Source organism: Polaribacter sp. L3A8 (assembly GCF_009796785.1).
GTDB lineage: Bacteria > Bacteroidota > Bacteroidia > Flavobacteriales > Flavobacteriaceae > Polaribacter.
Genome location: NZ_CP047026.1, coordinates 902,123 through 922,919, shown reverse-complemented (window position 1 = coordinate 922,919; position 20,797 = coordinate 902,123). Strand labels below are relative to the sequence as shown.

8 protein-coding genes are annotated in these 20,797 nt (G+C 30.2%); all 8 read left to right on the top strand.

Features of this window, described 5'->3' with window-relative positions:
- The first annotated feature begins 3 nt into the window (after positions 1 to 3).
- Positions 4 to 6,636 carry a hypothetical protein gene (locus GQR92_RS03465; RefSeq protein ID WP_158837816.1) on the top strand — a complete coding sequence of 2,211 codons (6,633 nt, stop codon included), beginning with the start codon at positions 4 to 6 and terminating at the stop codon, positions 6,634 to 6,636.
- Between the two features lie 6 nt (positions 6,637 to 6,642).
- A complete protein-coding gene (locus tag GQR92_RS03460) occupies positions 6,643 to 14,646 on the top strand; it encodes an invasin domain 3-containing protein (protein WP_158837815.1) in 8,004 nt (2,667 codons plus the stop codon).
- Positions 14,647 to 14,664: 18 nt separating this feature from the next.
- A complete protein-coding gene (locus tag GQR92_RS03455; protein WP_158837814.1) occupies positions 14,665 to 15,318 on the top strand; it encodes a hypothetical protein in 654 nt (217 codons plus the stop codon).
- Between the two features lie 253 nt (positions 15,319 to 15,571).
- Positions 15,572 to 18,796: a tail fiber domain-containing protein gene (locus GQR92_RS03450; protein ID WP_158837813.1), complete on the top strand. Its 3,225-nt coding sequence runs from the start codon at positions 15,572 to 15,574 to the stop codon at positions 18,794 to 18,796.
- Between the two features lie 5 nt (positions 18,797 to 18,801).
- Positions 18,802 to 19,350 (top strand): hypothetical protein, encoded by a 549-nt coding sequence (locus GQR92_RS03445; protein WP_158837812.1) that lies wholly within the window; start codon positions 18,802 to 18,804, stop codon positions 19,348 to 19,350.
- Positions 19,351 to 19,371: 21 nt separating this feature from the next.
- Positions 19,372 to 19,989, top strand: coding sequence for an N-acetylmuramoyl-L-alanine amidase (locus GQR92_RS03440; protein WP_158837811.1), 618 nt, complete (start codon positions 19,372 to 19,374; stop codon positions 19,987 to 19,989).
- 14 nt (positions 19,990 to 20,003) lie between these two features.
- Entirely contained in the window at positions 20,004 to 20,462 is a 459-nt protein-coding gene (locus GQR92_RS03435; protein WP_158837810.1) for a hypothetical protein, read from the top strand.
- Positions 20,463 to 20,465: 3 nt separating this feature from the next.
- Entirely contained in the window at positions 20,466 to 20,789 is a 324-nt protein-coding gene (locus GQR92_RS03430; protein WP_158837809.1) for a hypothetical protein, read from the top strand.
- Positions 20,790 to 20,797 lie beyond the last annotated feature (8 nt).

Genomic DNA, 20,797 nt, shown 5'->3' with positions numbered 1-20,797 from the left:
AATATGCCAGATCAAAATAATAATACAGCAGTTGTAGCGTATAGGTATTATCCTAAACTGTCTTCTGTAGTGAGTACAGAAGATATTCCAGATATCCTTGGTTTTATAAAAGATGGCATTGATTCTTTATTTGAGAATATACATTATAAAGACTTACAATACAACAAAAGTCCAAGAGGAGATGCAGCTTTTTATAGTTTGTCTATTGTTTCTAAAAGATTAGATATAGAGTTACCTGGTACAGGTATTTATTTAGTATTGAATCCTGATGCAGATGCTACAAATATTTCAGCATTTCCAATTACAGTAGAATACGAATGGAAAATTCTAGCATACCTTCGTGATTTTAATTTAGCAAATTTTTCTTTTGCTCCGCAAGAGTTTTTTGAAATAGCATTGCGTGTATTAAACATTTCAGAAGAACAAGCAATTGCTAACTTTATTAATACATTTACAGAACCTGTAAACGATAGTATTACCAGTTTAGAGCAATTTGTAACAGATATTAATGATGCCAATAGTTATGTAAACTTATTGACACCAACACAAGAAACAACTTTAGTAGATGTTGTATCAGAAATTTACAATCAATCTCAAAAATATGCTACCTTAATAGGTTTTGCTACCTATATATCTAAAAATGATTTAGAAGACACCAAAGTAAAACTAAAAGAATTTTTTAGATCCTTATTGCCACAAGATATTGAAGAATATATCAAAGATATCATCATTCCAAAATTTAGAGCTACTCTTACCTTATCTGCAGGAATAGAATTTCCTAGAAATATTCTAAAACCTGTTTACGATGAGTATGGTAATTACCCTAATGGTGTAGATGAAAATGGATTGCCTTTAGTACTTACAGGAGAAGCTTTAACAGAATTACCTGTAGACTCAGAAGGAGGTCCAAAAGTATTGTTAACCTTTGAAGAAGCATTATTTTATGCAGATACAGAAGAAGGTTTTGGGTATAACTTAGATTTGGTTTTAAATACCAATTACCCTGCTCAAATTGGCAATACAGGGTTAATTGTAGACATACAAAACCTAAAGATAGATTTAAGTAAAACCACTAACATTACAGAAGCAGATTTAGACAATCGACCACCAGAATTTATGGGCGTTTATATGGAACGTACAGATATATTCCTTCCTAAAAAATGGTTTAAAAAAGAGACAGAACAAACGTTAGCCATTTCTGGAGAGAAATTATTAATTGGAACAGGTGGAATGTCTGGAACCATTGCTTTAAGAGCTACTTCTGCAGTAGATGCTGCAGGTCAGGTAACAGATTATTTTTCAAACTATTTTAATATTGATTATAGTTCTTCTGTTATTGTAACTTCTAACGGAATTGAAGAAAACATTACAGATCAATCTAATTTATTGGCACATATAAATGAGTTAAAGTCTCCTTATTTGTTAAAATTTAAATATCCATTAACAATAACGACAAGCACTGAAACTTTAACTTTTGATAATGAAATAAATTACAACAACTTTATAGGCAATATAGACCCAAACCAATTCATGTGGTTTCAATTAGGAAGCAATACAGACAAAGCTTGGAGGCTTGGGTTTAATCGCTTTGATTTAACATTTCATCATGGGCAAGTTGTAGAGTCTAACTTAAAAGCACGTATAGAAATACCAAAATTTAAAGACCTTACCAACCCTGATGATGATACAGCAATTGTCGATTTGGAGGGACATTGGTATAGTGCAGAAGATTTTTCTTTAACCGCCTCTTTTTTACAAGACCCACGTCGTTTAAGTTTATTCAATTTTATAAACATAGATTTTCTATCTGTAGAGATTGGAAAAGATGATGATCGTTTTTTCTTAGGAACTGCTTGCGAAATAGGTTTCGAGAATTCAATAATGAAAAAGATTCTTGGAGACCAAAAAATTCAGCTCCCTAATTTAAGAATCTATGAAAATGGTTCAATGGAAATTGTTGGGGGTAACGCATTTATTCCTACTAACATTTCATTAAACCTTGGGCCAATAGATATGGCTGTTACAGGTATTCACTTTGGTTCTTATCAACAAGAAGATAACCAAGATAGAATGCGTAAATACAACTATTGGGGTTTTGATGGGGCTATTAGTTTAGATCCTTTAGGTATTGATGCACGTGGTGAAGGTGTAAAATATTATTACACAGTGGATAATGATGAGCTTGATACCGATGGAAATCTAAAATATTCAGGAGGAGATAATTTCTTACGTATACAAACCATAGAAGTAGATTTAGTAATTCCAGGATCTGCAAGTCCAGGAGCAGCATTGGCTATTATACATGGTATGTTATCCATTCCAGAACCAGGAGAATCTCAAGAATATGTTGGTGAAGTTTCTTTAAAATTACCAAAAGCTAAAATTGCGGGTGGTGCAGCTATGAAATTGCAACCAAAATATCCTGCCTTTGTAGTAGATGCACATATAGATTTACCAGCACCAATACCAATTGGTCCTTTAGGGATTTATGGATTTAGAGGTTTGTTAGGTTTCCGCTATGTAGCAGAAAAAGAAGCCGTAGGTTTAAAATCTGGAGAAGATACTTGGTATGACTATTATACACATCCACCCAAAGGGGTTCATGTTTCTAAATTTAGTGGTCCAGAAAGAACTGAAGGCTATGATGTTCCTATTTCATTAGGAGCTGGTGCAGTTTTGGGTACAAGTTTCGATAGTGGAACAGTTATTTCTGTGAGAGCAATGCTTCTATTATCCTTGCCTACTTTATTTCTTGTAGAAGGAAAAGCGTCCATTTTAAGTGCTCGTTTAGGATTAGATGATAATCGTGAACCACCATTTTTTGCATTTGTTGCATGGGGGGATAATTCAATAGAAATGGGAATGGGAGCTGATTTCCAATTACCGCAAGATAATGGTGCGATTATAGATTTACAAGCAAAAGCAGAAGCTGGTTTCTTTTTTAATGGTCAAAAAAATTGGTATGTCAATTTTGGAACTAAAGAAAACCCAGTAACAGCAAAAGTATTAACAATAGTTACAGCCCAATCATATTTATCACTTTCTGCGAGAGGGATAGAAGTAGGCGCAAGAGTAGAATTTAATTTAAAAAAACGATTTGGTCCGGCCAAAGTACATATTTATGCATACTTAGAAATTGGAGGTTTTGTAAGTTTTGAACGTCCGCAAATTGGAGGTTACCTAGCTCTAGGTGGTATGGTAGACATAGATATTTGGATTGTAGGTGTAACTATAGGGTTAGATGCAATTTTCTCTGTAGAAGCTCCAAAGCCTTTTTTAATTTATGCAGAAATTAAACTGAAAGTTTGTATTAAGATTTTTTGGAAAAAAATATGTAAGAGTTTTACCATTAAAATAAAATTAGGAAAGGAAAGCAATATAATTGATGTGTCTCCTATACCTGCATTACCTTATGAAGGAGACACAGATAGAACCAAAGAATTGGTACAGGGAATGCATATGTTAACTAATGAATCTTTTGAACTTGATTTCATTAATGTAGATAATGCAGGTGATTTTATAGTGAATCCAAACATAGAAATTACTAAGACAATTCCATTAGACACCTATATTGATATTAAAACAGCAAAAGGATTAAATCCAATCGCTGTTTCTACAATAATTGGAGGTCATACAGGTGGTGCAGATAATTTTATTGATTTAGTACCTCCTCAGAAAGTAATAAGGGGGGGGAGGGAAATTCGCCAAGTGAAACATAAATATTCTATTGAAGATATAGAAATAAAAGCATTATCATCTTTTAATGAATGGGTAGAATATCACCCTTTTGAAGCTTTGGTGAAATTAGAGGATAGAGGAAAAGTAAATAATCTTCGTATTGGATATTGGCAAAGAGCTGGAAATCAATATGACGCTATTCGATTGTTAGCCACCAATCCTTTTTCATACACAGAAGCAGGTGAACCTGGTTGGTTAATTCCAGAAGAATATGGGGTAACACCATCAGAATTATTTTGTAAGAGTGAAGAAATAGTACATGACTGTGCTAACTTTTTAAATAAAGAATTAGGAACAACATATTTCCCACCAACACAATATATTGGGCATTATATTAATGGTGCATACTTTACATTAGAGGAAGGTTTTGAAACTTCTGTTAATATAAATAAAGACGGAACACAAGATGTAACTGTTAGTGATGATAACTTTAGAATAAAAGAGACCCCTAACGATTTAGAGTTTGATAGATTTTCTGACTTTGATAAATCCTTAGAGTTTGATAATGGTAATCATCTAATAATAATTTTACCTGAGCCATCTGTAGAAATCAGTTTACAATTAACAACTTATGGAGAAGGTGTAACCATTCGATATTATAAATCTACAGGCATAGAAAATAACAATGCTGTATATGTAGAAATTGATAATGAGTATAAAACAGCAAGTGAATTATCTGAAGAGATTATTTATAATCCTGAAGAACCTACTGATAGTCCTGAAGAACAAATTTTAGTTTCCAAAATTGTTATAGAGACAAAAAACAGAATAAATGGTGGTATAGGATTCATGCAAATACAGAGTTCAGAGAGTCAAAATGAAAAAGGATTCGAAGTTGGAAAGCAGGTTGATAGAATAGTTGGCTCTAAGTATTATACAACTTCTTTACAAGAAGTTTGTTGGATGACAGTTGAGAATGAAGAGTATAATTTAACAATTCCAGGAGAAGAAGCGGTAGAAAAAGAGCAGGAAGACATGGTTGCTGCTGTACAAAAAACAATACAACCAATATGGAGACCAAATACCAAGTATTATATCCGCTTTAGATTAAAAGATGAAGTAGATAATGGTAATAGTGCTGAAGGTATATTTGATTATTATTATGGGTTTAAAACTGCAGGGCCACTTGGTCATTATCATAAGGATTCGAATGTAGATTATTTACCAACTGGTGCAAATCCAGATCAATACCCATTAACTTCATTACGTCAGTATATAGATTATGATAGATCATACCCTAATGCAGATGGTAGCTTATTACAGGCAAAACCAATTTTCTATGGAAATAATCAATGTAAAATTGCAATTTATTTTAGTAAGCCGTTAACGTATCATATGCTTAGTAAATGGGAGGCATATAATGGTTTGCCAGAATTAACTGGAAATATGCACATTACAATTAAAGATCCAGTTACAAATGTTGTTATTCCTTACCCATTGCCTACTGATTTTGAAAGAGAGTTGATACCAAATGGAGAAACTTTTGCCACATTTTTAGAAATAGATTGGGTAGATGTTTTATTGCCTCTAGATGATCAAGAAGTAGAAGTTCCTGTAAAGTTAAATATTTTAGATAAAGTCGATCAATCTTTAGGAGAGTATAAAGTAATATTTTCTAACTTAATTAATAGACAACATATTAGAATTGATGACGAAGCTATTCTATTTGATAATCAAAATATAATTGGAGGGAAAATACAATTTGAGGTTAATGGAGCAAACATAGAATACACTATTCTAGAAATAGGAAAAGAAGAGGAAGCTACTTGGTTAAAAGTAGACTGGACAGAAGTTCAGTTGACAAATAATGAAAAAGTAGAAGTTCCAATAGAATTAAATATTATAGATAAGAATGGTCAATCTTTAGAAGGGTACACTGTATTATTCTCTAAATTAATGAATAGGCAACATATTAGAGTTGATGATGAAGCAATTTTATCTGATAATCAAGATTTAATAGGTGGTAAAATTCAAGGAGAAGTTAATGGAACTAACATAGAACAAACGATTCTAAGTATAGGAAAAGAAGAGGCTACTTGGAATATCGATAATGACCCTAGAATTCCTGCCAACTTACAGATATTAAATAAGATGGTAGAACATATTAACGAGAATGATGATGCAATAAAATGCGATTTAAAAATAGGAAAAGCTATAGTACCTAATAGTTATTCTTTCAATACAACATTAACAAATTTAAAACCTAGTAAATTATATACTGCTCAAGTTTATAATGCTTTCGATAAAGAGAGCCCAAGTTCACTAGAAAATGCAAAAAGCGAAGAGGTACATCAGTTCGTTTTTCAAACATCAAAATATGATAATTTTAAAGAACAGGTAGAAAGCTATTGGTTACAAGAATTAGATACTAATAACAATGTAATTGAACAACGACAAGCTGTTTTTGAAATTCCTTTAAATTTAAGTGAGTTAGAAATTACTACAGCATATAATATAGTAGCTGGAAATAATGATGTTAATAGTGATAATTTAGAATCTCAATACTATCATTTATTTGATAGAGCAACAGCAGGAGTTCTAAAATTTGTCCCTTTAGACCCGCCTACAAATACAGAGTTTAATATTTTAAAGAATTCTACCACAGATAAAACTATTGGTATTTTAATTAGAAATCCAGAACCCTTTAATATTCCTAAAATTCCTTTAGAAGATATAGAAGGCAGTATTGCGGTGGTTAATGCCTCAGGAAGTATAGATGTTGATTATAAAGTATTGTATTCTAAAGATTATTCACAAGCATTAATTATGCATAGTAGTAATGAAATTACTGTTGAGATATTAAATTTTAGATTCATATATAAAGTATGGAACGGTTCTAAATATGTTGAAAGTAGTGACGTGTTAGTAGAGAACATTTTAATAAAAAAAGAAAACTAGAAAAAGATGAGTCCGATAAATGAAAATAATCCAAATGCCTTTATTCTAACTTTAAATGTATTTCAGCAGCAATCAAACTCAAATAATAAATCTGCTACTATTCCTATTGTAGGAAATGATAATAATTACACAATAGATTGGGGAGATGACACTATAGAAACAGGCTTAACATCTAGCCCACACCATGAGTATCAAGATTGGGGCCTTTATGTTGTTAAAATTACAGGAATTATAAATCATATTAATTACGGAGATTATAGTTTAGATATTGAGCACTATAGACCACAAATAGTTTCTATAGATCAATGGGGTAATATTCCTTGGAAATCTATGGAAAAGGCTTTTATGTATACAAGCGTAAAAATATTAGCTATAGATACCCCAGATTTATCTTCAGTAACAGATATGTCTCAAATGTTTTTTAGTATATTTTCAAATAATGAGTACTCTAATATTGAAAACTGGGATGTAAGTAATGTTACAAATATGCATAGTATTTTTTCCGGTACTACTCCATGGGGAAATACCTTTAATAAAGATATTGGTAACTGGAATGTTAGTAGTGTTACTAATATGACTAGTATGTTTGAAGCTGCTATTACTTTTAATCAAAATTTAAGTAATTGGAATGTAGAGAATGTGGTTTTTATGAATAATATGTTTCAATTTACAATCTTGTCAACTAAAAATTACGATGCACTTTTAATCGGGTGGAGTAATTTGAATTTGAAACAAGGTGTAGCTTTGTCATCACATTCTACAATTTGTCTTGGACAAGAAGCAAAAACTAGAATAATTAGTAATTTTAATTGGCAAATTACTGATTATGGAATAGATTCAGAATGCAAAAATATAAGTTTAGAAAAAAGCATTATAACTGCTAACATAACTACTATTATTGCTAATGGTACAAATTTTTCAATCATTACAGTTCGGTTAAAAGATAATTTAGAAAATGATATTTCAGTAGGAGGAGGAAAGGTAATTATTGAAACAAATCTGGGAAATATAACTACTACTATAGACAACAATGATGGCACTTATACGGCACAACTTACATCATCTATCGCAGGAACTGCTGGACTATCATTTACAGTAAACGATATACAAGCTACTAATACAGTAGAAGTAGTTTTAGAACAAGATATTGATTTAACCCTAAGTACTATAATAACTAACCCAAACAGCATAATAGCTAATGGTTCAGATATTTCTATTATTACAGTTCATTTAAAAGATAGTTCAGGCAATAATATTACAAATATTCAAGATGTTGTTATTGAAACAAATCTTGGAAATATAACTGCTACTATAAACAACAATGATGGTACTTATACTGCACAACTTACATCATCTATCGCAGGAGCTGCAGGACTATCATTTACAGTAAACGATATACAAGCTACCAATACAGTAGAAGTAGTTTTAGAACAAGATATAGATTTAACCCTAAGTACTATAACAGCCAATCGTTCTGCAATATATGCTAATGGAACAGACATTTCTATTATTACAGTTCATTTAAAAGATAGTTCAGGAAATAGTGTTACAAATATTCAAGATGTTGTTATTGAAACAAACCTGGGAAATATAACTACTACTATAGACAACAATGATGGTACTTATACTGCACAACTTACATCATCTACCGCAGGAGCTGCAGGACTATCATTTACAGTAAACGATATACAAGCTACTAATACAGTAGAAGTAGTTTTAGAACAAGATATTGATTTAACCCTAAGTACTATAACAGCCAATCGTTCTGCAATATATGCTAATGGAACAGACATTTCTATTATTACAGTTCATTTAAAAGATAGTTCAGGAAATAGTGTTACAAATATTCAAGATGTTGTTATTGAAACAAATCTTGGAAATATAACTGCTACTATAAACAACAATGATGGCACTTATACGGCACAACTTACATCATCTACCGCAGGAGCTGCAGGACTATCATTTACAGTAAACGATATACAAGCTACTAATACAGTAGAAGTAGTTTTAGAACAAGATATAGATTTAACCCTAAGTACTATAACAGCCAATCGTTCTGCAATATATGCTAATGGAACAGACATTTCTATTATTACAGTTCAACTTAAAAATAGTGCTGGAGAAAAGATCACTCTAGGAGAAGAAACAGTTGTAATCTCAAATTCTTTGGGTAACTTAACCCAAACTATCAATAATGATAATGGTACATATACGGCAGAACTCACATCTAATGATATCGGAGATGTTGATTTAATATTTACTGTAAATAACAATACTTCACAAAATACTGTTAAAGTAAAAATTATTGAAGATTTTACTACAAAAGCTTTTATTACAACCTGGTTACTTAGCGAACAATCTGTAGAAAAACAAATAACAATTCCTACAAATGGTAATGGGTATAGTTATAAAGTAGATTGGGGAGATGGAATTGTAGAAACTGGTTTTACAGAAAATGCTACACATAATTATGAGAATTCTGGAGAATATACAGTGAAAATTTCAGGAATTTTTCCTCAAGTATATTTCAATTCTTCAGCTTCAGCATTACAGGTTTTAACTATTGAACAATGGGGAGACATCGAATGGAACTCTATGTATAGAGCTTTTAAAGGGTGTATAAACTTAATAAGTAATGCTTCAGATTTTCCAAACCTATCAAATGTTACCGATTTATCGGAAATGTTTTCAAACGCTACTGTATTCAATCAAGATATTGGTTCTTGGGATGTAAGTAACATAACGAATATGGATTCTATGTTCTACAGAGCCTCAACTTTCAATCAAGATATTGGGGATTGGGATGTAAGTAACATAACAAACATGGATTCTATGTTCTTAAGCGCATCATCGTTTGACCAAAATTTAGGAGCTTGGGATGTGAGCAATGTAGAAAATATGGGTTTTTTGGGTAGCTCGTCACCACTAACACCACCTAGAACAAGTATTTTCACAGGAGTTAAATTATCCACTAAAAATTATGATGCACTTTTAATTGGTTGGAGTAAACTTAATTTAAAGCCAGACATTCATTTTGCTGTAGAAAGCTCATATTGTAATGGCGAAGAAGCAAGAGCTATTATAGAGAACTTTGGCTGGATAATACAAGATAATGGATTAAATTGTAAAAGTATAGTTGATTTATCAATCACAGAAAACACATTATTACAAACACCAACATTTTATTTACAGTCCGTTGGTTCATTAGGTGTTGATAGTACCAAAGGGATTCATCTAAGATGGGCTTTCGGAGGCGTTTTAGGAGAAAAACACTTGCCCAAGAGAAATTATGCTACAAATACAAATAATTTTAATAAACCAAATGATATAGTAACTGTTTATAGAACATCATATCAAAAAGTTCAATTTACACTAGACTTGTCTGAAAGCCCAACAATTATTAATGATAATAATAAATTTTGGATATATAGTTTTACAAATGATCGCAAGTTTTACGTGTATTTCAGAAGTACAATAAAATATGATCAAGTAAGAGCATCAATCAATCCTTTATCAGATCCATCTGGATTTATTCAAAGTTATGGTGATGAACTTATTGAAATTGAAAACAAAAAAGAATTGTTTTTTGCAGTAGAGTTAAAAACTGTAAATACTATTTCTAACTCTTCTTTGCAATTAGAAAGTTTATCTGTATCAGATTCTACAAAACCTTCATTTAAAGTAGTTTCTTCAAGAAAAACATTTTCTTCATCAGAATTAAATACTGTAAGAGTAGTCAATGAAAATATAAGAAGTATTCGATTTAAACCAACAAACTGCCAAGTATCTGAAATTCAATTTGAATTTTATAATGATTTTATAACTTCAGTAAATAGTAGTGATGAATTGTCATTTATGGGAGATTTTGGTTTAACACTAGTCAACGATATTGCATTTTCACAATTAGAACCATCTCCAGAATCAGTAAATGGTCGTTGGCAACGTTTTAATGATGGTGCATATGTAAAAGTAGATAATTACAAAAAAAAATGGGACCGTCCTATGGTAGGTGATGAATCGAATAGGAATATAAAACAAATTGTCGAAAAGTATATAGAATTAAGTAATGAAGACGTATTAAACCCAACAGCAATAGAGTCAGTTCCTATTGATGAAAGTATTGGCGAAAATGATGAAAATTTTGAACTTATTAAAATTTCAAACTTAGACCAACTAAATTCAGCAGCATACGATTATCATATAGCTAGAATGTTAGGTTTAGGATTCTTAGATATGGATACTACTGTTTTTGAAGGAGAGTATGTTTATATATCTGCTTATGTTTCTACTGGAGACTTAGAAGATGGTTTGGGTAAAAGAGAGGTAAAGCATTTGGCAATGAGTTTACCAACAAAAATAGAGGATGAACGCTTACCATTACCAGTAGATTTAAAAGAAATTGTACCAGGGGCTTTTCTAGGAAATGAGGGAGAAAAATCAAATATTACAGATGAAGATGGTTATGCTCGTAACGGGGAATCTAGATATGTATCTTTATATGCTGAAAATCAACCGTCAGATTTAATTGAATCACTATTTTATTTAAATGAAAGTGAATTTTCATTATCAAATTACACAGATCCTATTTATTCAGGACTAGAGTATGAATATAGAGCTACTGAAAGACTTCCTGGAGACGAACCAAATTGGCAAAAACCAGAACTGGCAAATGATCCAAATTATTCTAATTTAGACTCTTCTGGTAGTGAACATTATGAAACAAGAGTATTAGAAATATCGGATACAGGAAAACCCCTCTATATACACAAACAAAATAGAAGTGGTGTTCATTATTATCGTTCTTATGGGATTAATTGGTTTTCTAGAGTAACAACTAATAGTTTAGATAATAGTAGTTTAGAGAAGTCTATAGTAACAAAATTACAACCTAAAAACACACTAATACCACCTTCTAATGTTAATTCATTATTAATTAGACCTGAGCAACCACTTTTTTTAACATCAAAGGAAGAACAGGATACGCTTTCCGAGATAACTAATGATGATACTTTTGTAAGATTAACTTTTGACTATGACACCAGTCATGAGCTTATTACGAGAATGATACCATTGGATTCTAGTGTAACAAATGAAGAAATATTAGATGCTATTAACTATGATGATTCGAGTGTTTTCTACTCTGATAAAGAAGAAATTTTAGCAAAAGAAATTGAAGTTTTTTTTAGAGACCAAGTACCAAATAATGTTAAAGGGAAAGTAATTTCTGTTGTTGACAATGATACTAATGAACTTCTATCTGACTTATTAGTGGAAGATTATTTTTTAGCGAGTATAAATAAAACGATAACACCTACAATAACTTCAGGTACAGAAGATAATTATAGTGGAGGTGCGTTTATTTTAGGTAACCAACAACATATAATTCATAGCGTTTCCCAAGGAGTTGATGGTATTATATTTTCTGTATACAAAAAGGAAGTTAGTGATGCTCTTTTAAATGATATTCCATCTTTAGATGCAACCAATTTAAAGCCAATTCAAATAACTGGAGAAGGTTACTTTATGGCAATAGAAAACATGCAAAATAAGGATAGTTGGGGAATACCTAATCCAATACCATTAAAAATTGATGTTACTTTTTTAAGTAAAGTAGATAATGATGAGAATATACAACTTCATAGAGAAATATTAGAAACTATAGACGTCGATGGTAATCCTGAGCGACAAGTAGAAAAGTCGCGTGGAATTTGGTCTAATCTTGATGATGGACATACAACTGTAGATAAAGTACTTGAACCTTACGAAGCTATTTACGATTTAGAAGGTAAAATTACTGGTTATAAAACAAGACATCAAGGAAATTATAAAGTTACATTTCATAGTGTGCAATTAAACGAACACCCTCAATATAACGAGAATGGAGTATCAGTAGAGTGGTTTAGAGGTACTGCTAGAATATTTACAGAGGGTAGTGTTCAAAATGGAGTGAATAAAAAAACACGTAAAGTTTTACCAGTAGTTAAAATTGAAAATGTAATTAGACCAGATTTAATTGCTCCTTTTAATGATTTAGTAGTTTATGTTAATGATCCAACATTTCCTGAGTATGATAATACAGGACTTTTGAAAGATGAAGGTTATGATCATATTCAAACAGGAAATAATATATCAGTTAATTTTTACCCTAGTTATAAAGTTTACCTTTATGCTGATGATACTTATGGACTTACAAAAGATCTAATTCCTAATCAAGGAGATGGAGCAACAGCATATTCAATTTTTGGGTTAAGAGCTTGTGAAAGAGAGCGAGAATTAAGTTTAATGCGTGATAAGTATATTTCTAAAATTAGTGTACCTAGTTTAATGTTTGCTCAAGAAACAATAGAAGCTAAAATACCAGAAAAACCAAAGGGTGCAGCTTATGCTACACGACCTGATTTCTTTGGAAGATCTACATATACTATAAGTACAAAATATAAGCATAAGCCAAATAGTGTGTTGTTTTATAGATCTAATGATGAAGCATTATTAAATGCACTTTATGAAAAATCAACTGTTCTTGAGATTAAAGAAGAATTGAAAAAATTAGAGATTAGTGACGAAATAAACCATGCTGAAGCCTGGAGGAATTTTTTAAATTTTGATGAAATAAAAATTGATGGTGATTATAAAGAGTACTCATACAATAATGAGAATGATGATAAATTTAAATTTCCATACCCAGATAAATTAAATTTCTTTTTATCGGCAAATGAAGTTATAAAAACGTTAAATAAAAACATTGTCAATACACCAAATCCATTAATCAAATTATATAATACGGATACAAATGATCCTGAAACTAATGTTGGAACTACTCCTTCAGGAAAAGATGATCAAACTCGTAACTTCGTGAAAGGCACTATATATAATGCTTTTGTTCCACTTACAGAAGTGCCCATTATTTATAAACATATAAAAGGTACTGAAGACAATTTTCCAGATTACCAGCCAATTAATAAAAAACAGGTTATTAGAGATAAAAATGGTTATGTGTTATCTCCAGATGTTAAAGGTAATGGTTTTGATATGGCACCAATGATGAAAATTATAGGAACAAAACCTGATTACGAAACTCAATTTGTTGACTTCAATTTAGATGGAACCTCTAACAATATTTATTTTTATGGAGTACGTGAAGTAAGTTCACAAATGAAAATGGGAGAATATAGTCCATTTTTAGGACCAATAAAATTGGTAAATACCAACCCTCCAGAAACTCCAGAGGTAAAACGTATTATGCCAGTATTGGAAAATATAGTTTTAGGAATAGCTCCATCTATTCAGTTAGAAATTAATGCATATCCAGAAATACAAAATATTAAAAAACTAACAGTATACCGTGCTTTAAATAAATTAGATGCACAATCTGTTCGTACTATGCAATTGATAAAAGTTATTGATTTAGAAGAAGAAAACATTATAAATGAATCTATTTGGAAGGTACATGATACCTTTGAAGATTTAGAAGATGTTCCTTATGGAAATGGAATTTTCTATCGTATTACAGTATCTAGGAAAGTTGAATATGTAGATAAAAATGGCGCTACAATTATCGAGTATCAACCATCACAAGCTTCAAAGATAGTTGCTTCTATGATGGTAGAAGTAACAAACCCTTCTGCTCCAATATTAGATTATACGCCTGATTATATCTCCTTGGATGGAACAATTTTATTCAATATTATCTTACAGTGGCAAAAGACTTGTTATAAAGGAAAATACCATATTTATAAAATGAATGCTCAAGGTAATTGGATTAAAATACATGAACTAAAGAGTAATGAAAGTACTATAGAACTTTCTCTTTTAGATACAGATTTAGGTTCAGAGAATTTAACCATTAAAAATGAAGAAGATCCAGTATATCATCATTTTAAAGTTACGGCTGAAAATACATCAGGTATGTTAAGTACAGAAGAGAGAATACTAACGATTCCTAATATAAATAATTTACCGAAAGAAGGAATAGGAAATTTAATTATAGGGGATACAAATATTGTTAGTTAAAACTTTAAAAAATAGATTATGGCAGAACAAAATAGAAGTGTTTTAAAAGAGTATTTTAGAACAGGAAAAAAACCAACAGAGCAAAATTATACAGATATTATAGATAGTTTTGTTAACAGAAGCGATGATGATTTTGTAGAAGCAATTCATCCACTAACAGATGCAACAACAACTCAAAAAGGTATTGTTGAACAGGCTACACTTGCTGAGGTTGAAGCAGGAACGGATAGCACAAGATTTGTAACCCCTAAGGGGGCTAAAAGAGCTGTGGAAACTTTTACTACAGAATCCATTAAAAAAATTACAAAATTATTTAATATTAACGATTTAAACACTACTGATGTTTATGAGATGTTGCCTGCTCAAGGAGCAAATAAAATAATATCCGTTCATAAGACAATATTTGATATAAATATAACAATTCCTTATAATAATAACGCTACAAATCATCTTCTAGAATTAGATGTGAATTCTGAATATTTTGTTGGGAATAGTAATTTTATGGATATTACAGTTGCAAATAGAGAGATATCTATAACAAACCCATCCAGTGGTAATTTTTCTAAAAGTATATTTAATAAACCTCTAAATCTTAAACCTAAAATTAATGAGAATGGTGGAACATTAGATGTAAAAGTAATTGTATTTTATTCAGTAATTGATTTAAGTTAAAGAGTGTCTTTACTTTATAAAAAGGATAGATTGTTTAGGAATTTATTTCTAGTTTAACGATAATTTAAAAGAATAAACAATAAGTATATTTAAGAAAAGTATTTTTAAAACAGGAGATTTTCCTGTTAAAATCCAATTTTGTGAACTAATAAAAAGTTTTTGACGGAGATGATTGAAAAGGAATAAAAGACTATACAATTAGTGCCAATGGAAATATGTTAATTAATATAAAATTTATAAAAATCAGAAAAAGATGATAGTAGATAAAACAACCTTAAAAACCTATTTTGAAACAGGAGATTTTCCTACAGAACAAGAATTTATTAACCTTATTGATAGTCTAGAGGAGGTCTCTGAAATTGTAGGACATAATTATACAGAACTAAAAGGTTTAGTTGACTCTAATAGCTTAGACATAAACAAACGTTATATTTTAAATGATTACGTACATAAGTATTATATAGATAACACAAATTCGAATGGGAAAATTATAAAAAGAGAAATTTCAGCTATTATTTCTGGTTTTGCAACTTTTGGTGATTATGTTGAAGATTTACCAATAGGCACGGAAGTTACTATAACTAAACTTCCAGAAAATTATTCAGGTACTCTTGTCATTGGTGATAAAAGTACAGTAAGCGGTGTGTATTCAGACTATTATTTTCGTTTTAGTAATCCAGAAATTCATTCTGTAGCAGGTTTTGAAGTTCAATATTTTATTAATAGATTTAATAATATTACAGAAGGTGTTACAGTTAATGATACAAATGGAAAACCTGTATTAAAACCAACGGGTATTATAAATACCGAAGTTCATGATGGTACACCATATATGGATATGACTGCAATAGAAAATGCATCACCAATATCAGAAAGAATCCTATTAACCCCTATTTCAGAAAATAGTTTCGATTTAGAAGCAAAGAGTTTAATATACTTAGGAGATACAGTTCATTTTGATTTTAATGATAATGAAGTAAAAAATGATAATAAAGTTATTATTGGAGAAAGAAATGGGTTTATAAAGAGGAGAATTAATAATGATTTAAATATTGATGTAAATTGTAATTGGAGAGAGCAAAAATTTAGAAGATGGTTATTAGCGGATGACAACATTGATATGTTTATAAACGTTAATGAAGATAGTAGTGATTTAAATGTTATGACTGCGTTTGAGGGTAAATATTTGTTTACTTCAGAGTTTAGAAAAAAAACAGATTCCAATTATTTTTATATTATTCCTGCACCAGAATACGTATTAAAAAACCTCGATGTAAACGGAAAAGTAAAAGATTTTGAAGCCTTTGCAATAAATAATATTAAGGCAAAAGATTTTTCAGTATTTGAATTGGATGAAAATAAACAACCTGTAAATGTTACAAAATGTGTAATTAACTTTTTAGAAAATTCTGTTTTTCAAAATAACATTAATACTTTAAACTTAAATCTGTACATAGATGATCTTCAAATATTAAAGAATTCTACTTTCACCTGCTATGCTAATTTAGTAAATTCGAACAATACAACCGTTGAAAAAATAATTACATTAGATTCTTTGTTTGTTGATAATTTTAATTCAAATTATTTTAAGAATGTAAATTTTCTTAGTCATAGTTCTGGTAATGTTTTAAAATCTTTATTTGAGAATGTTGTTTTTGGAACGAATGGGCATCAAATAACTATTGGTTCAGGGCCACATGAAAGTGTTACATGGATTGAATTAAATATGCTTAATTGTAATTTTAATAACACTTCTTACGGTTCTTACAGCACTGGAATAAAAATATTAAACTTAGAGTGTTTAAATTCTTGTTTATATTTTTATTCTAATAAACAAAGATTATTACAAGATAGTATTATAAGTAATTCTGTCTTTAAGAATGCTACTTTAAGATGTTTAAATAATAATATAAATGTAGTGATTTCTGGATTAATAATTCCTGAAAAAGATTCTCCTGAAGGTTGGATATATTCCATTCCAAAAACTTTGAATTCTATTGAAATAAAGAGAATTTCTTCCACAGGTGAGTTGTATTATGAAGAAGAATCTTCAGAGAATGATACTTTTACAAAAAATATTTTTGTATGGAATCAAGCAACTAACAATTGGGATCTTACTGATATTCAAAATGATATTGATTTAACAAATTACGTAACTTTAGATAGTTCTCAAACCATTTCAGGAGAGAAAACATTTAATAGAAACCTTGGTGTTGGAGAACAATCTAAACTAAAATTTTATGCTCCTGATACTTCTAATGCACCTGGAGCGGGATTTGACTTAAATTTAGAAAGTGAAGTTTTCGGAGTCGAAAACCAAGGTTTACTAATTGATTCAGATTTAAAATTGGGAGGAGATTTAAACTTATCAAATAATAATATAAATAACGTAAAAGACATCACTGCTGAAAAATTTAAAAAATCAGACGGGTTATCAACTCAGTTTTTAAAAGCTGATGGTTCTGTAGATGGTAATACTTACGCATTAATAAGTCAACTGTTTAGTGGTAATTATAACGATTTAACGAATAAACCGACTAATTCAGGTGGTGAACCTAATGTGCAATCAGATTGGAATGCTACAAGTGGCGATGCTTTAATATTAAATAAACCATCAATACCAACTAATAATAATCAACTTACTAATGGTGCTGGGTATATAACCTCAGCTGATGTTAGTAATGCAAATACATTAGATGGTTTAGATAGTAGTCAATTCTTAAGAAATGATCAAGACGGAACATTAAATGGTAATCTAATAGTATCAACAAATTTAACTGTTGGTAATTATCTATTAACAGATGAAGCTGGTATAATTTCTAATAACGCTCTAATAAATGCTGGCTTAACCATAAGAAATTCAGGTTCTGGAGATGCTAGATTACGAATGGATGTAGGAAGTGGAGGTTTTACATTAGGTGTTGATAATTCAGATTCAAATAAGTTTAAAATAAGCGGAGGAGATTCATTAGGTACATCTGATAAATTTACATTAGACTCTTTTGGTAGTTTTGAACTTAATGGTGATGATCAATCTGGTATTAGAATATATAAAGGTTCAGGCGCAGAATCTGGGTCTTTCTGGTTTGCAGCAAAAGATGATTCAAATAGTGGTTGGGACACTACAAAGAGATTCGGTTTTTATGAAACAGACAGAAGATGGTGTGTAGAAGGAGACTTTATTGTAACAGAAGATGTTGTAGCTAATAATTTTCAATTGTCTTCAGATATCAATTTAAAAGAAAATATAAAACCTATAACAAGTAAAGATATTATTGATATAGATTGGAAGTCTTTTAATATGAAAAAAGATGATACCAAATCAAAAAGATATGGTGTTATAGCGCAGGAACTAGAGGAGACGAATCCAGAATTAGTTAAAACGAATGCTAAAGGGGAAAAATCTGTTTTATATATTGATTTATTAATAGCCAAAATAGCAGAATTAGAAGCTAGGTTAGATAAACTTGAAAATTAAATCTTATGGCAGTATCAAATACAGATGATTTTTCTTTAGAAGATGTAAAGAATGAAATTGAAAATAATGGAGGGTCTACTACCAATAGTTTAGTTGAAGCTTTTGCTAATGCAAATGCTAATGGTTTTGATTCTTCTTATCAAGGTAATAAGGATAGTTTATTGAATTTTAGGAATTATAATCATATAATTCACAATATACTTGTAATAGGTACAGACGCTACTGGTGCCATTAATTCTACTCGGTTCCATACAATTTCAAATGTATCTGCTACAAGCGTTGTTAGTGTTAAATTTACCTATATAGGTAATTTTGTGGCTGATTTCTCTCCAACAGTTTCCTATAATGGAAATACAATAAACATAGGTTATTCAATAACGATGGATTTAAATTTAGATCCTTCTACTTATGTTATAGAACAACCATTTTCTGTTGCTTGGACAAATTGTGATACTGGAACAAATATTTCTATAAAAATGGAAGTTTTATCTTCGTCTATAGATACTGTACCAACTCAAAACAGTTCTACTATATCAATTTATGACCATTGTTAAAATTTAATAAGTAAAAGATTTATGATAGTACTTTTAGACAACGGACACGGATCCTTAATAAACGGAGAATATCAGACAGCTGGTAAAAGAAAGGATTGGCAAGAAAAAGGTATTATTTACGAAGGCGAATTTAATAGAGCCATTGTAAATGGTATAATAGAGCAGCTTACGTTTTATAAGATTCCTTATGTAAATATTGCTCCAGAATATTGGGATGTACGTCTAGAAACACGTATAAAACGAGCCAATAAATATCCTGCTCGTAGCAGTTTTTACTTAAGTGTCCACAGCAATGCTGGAGGTGGACATGGGAGTGAAATCTTCACCTCTCCTGGCAATACCAAAAGTGATAAAATAGCTACAGTTTTTGGTGAAGAATTTCAAAGTGAATTTCCAGATAGGCACTTACGTACAGATTTTAGTGATGGTGACCTTGATAAAGAAAGACGCTTTTATGTGCTTACAAAAACCAAAATGCCCGCAATTTTAACTGAAAATTTCTTTATGGATAATTTTGAAGAGTTTAGAGATATTTTAAACACCAGAGAAGGCAGACAAAAGATTATTGATTTTCATATAAAAGCAATTATAAGAACTAAAATTGAAATATTTAAAGAGTCAGCACCATTAAATTTTTAATCTTAAAACAAAAAATGAAATACATAAAACAGTTATCAATAATTCTACTTTTTAGTAGTTTATTTCTCTCATGTAATAGCTTAAAAACAGCTGTTTATGACCAGTATTCATATCAAAAAACAGTAGAGATAAAAGTGGAAACATCTAATTTAATAGACAAAGCCACTTTACCTTATGGAAAGCATTTAAAAGAGATCGGAGAGCTTGGTATAGAGATTCAAAAGATAATAGAATATGAAAAAAACAAACCAAATAATGAGATTACATATGCCATGTGGCAGGTTTTAGCCAATAAAGATAAAAATTTATTAGTAGGTTTCTTTAAACGATGGAAAGAAAAAGGACAATTAAAACCTTTTTTTATAAAAGAAGCAAAATCACAGATTATAGAAGCAATGGATTTACTTTTAAAGTATGAAGCAAAAAAAGATAAAGAAACTAAAGATAAACTGTTACAACTTATAACAAATTAAGATATGGATTTTGACGCATTATTAAAAGAATTAAAATCGGAACTAGTAAATATTTTTGGAGAGAAATGGAAAGATTTAAAGAATGAATCCAGAAAAGATATTGACCAATTTTTAGAAAGTAGTAAAGAAAAATTAAAACGTTGGACTAAACTATTAGCTAGCGGAGAAATAGATATAGAAGATTACGAGTGGCTTATTAAAAGTCAAAAAGACCTTATGTTTATGCAAACTTTACATAGTTCAGGCGTAAATAAAATAAGTTTAGGTCATTTTAAAAACAAAGTAATTAAAACTATCATTGGGGTGGTAAAGACAGTAATACTTTAATTAAAAAT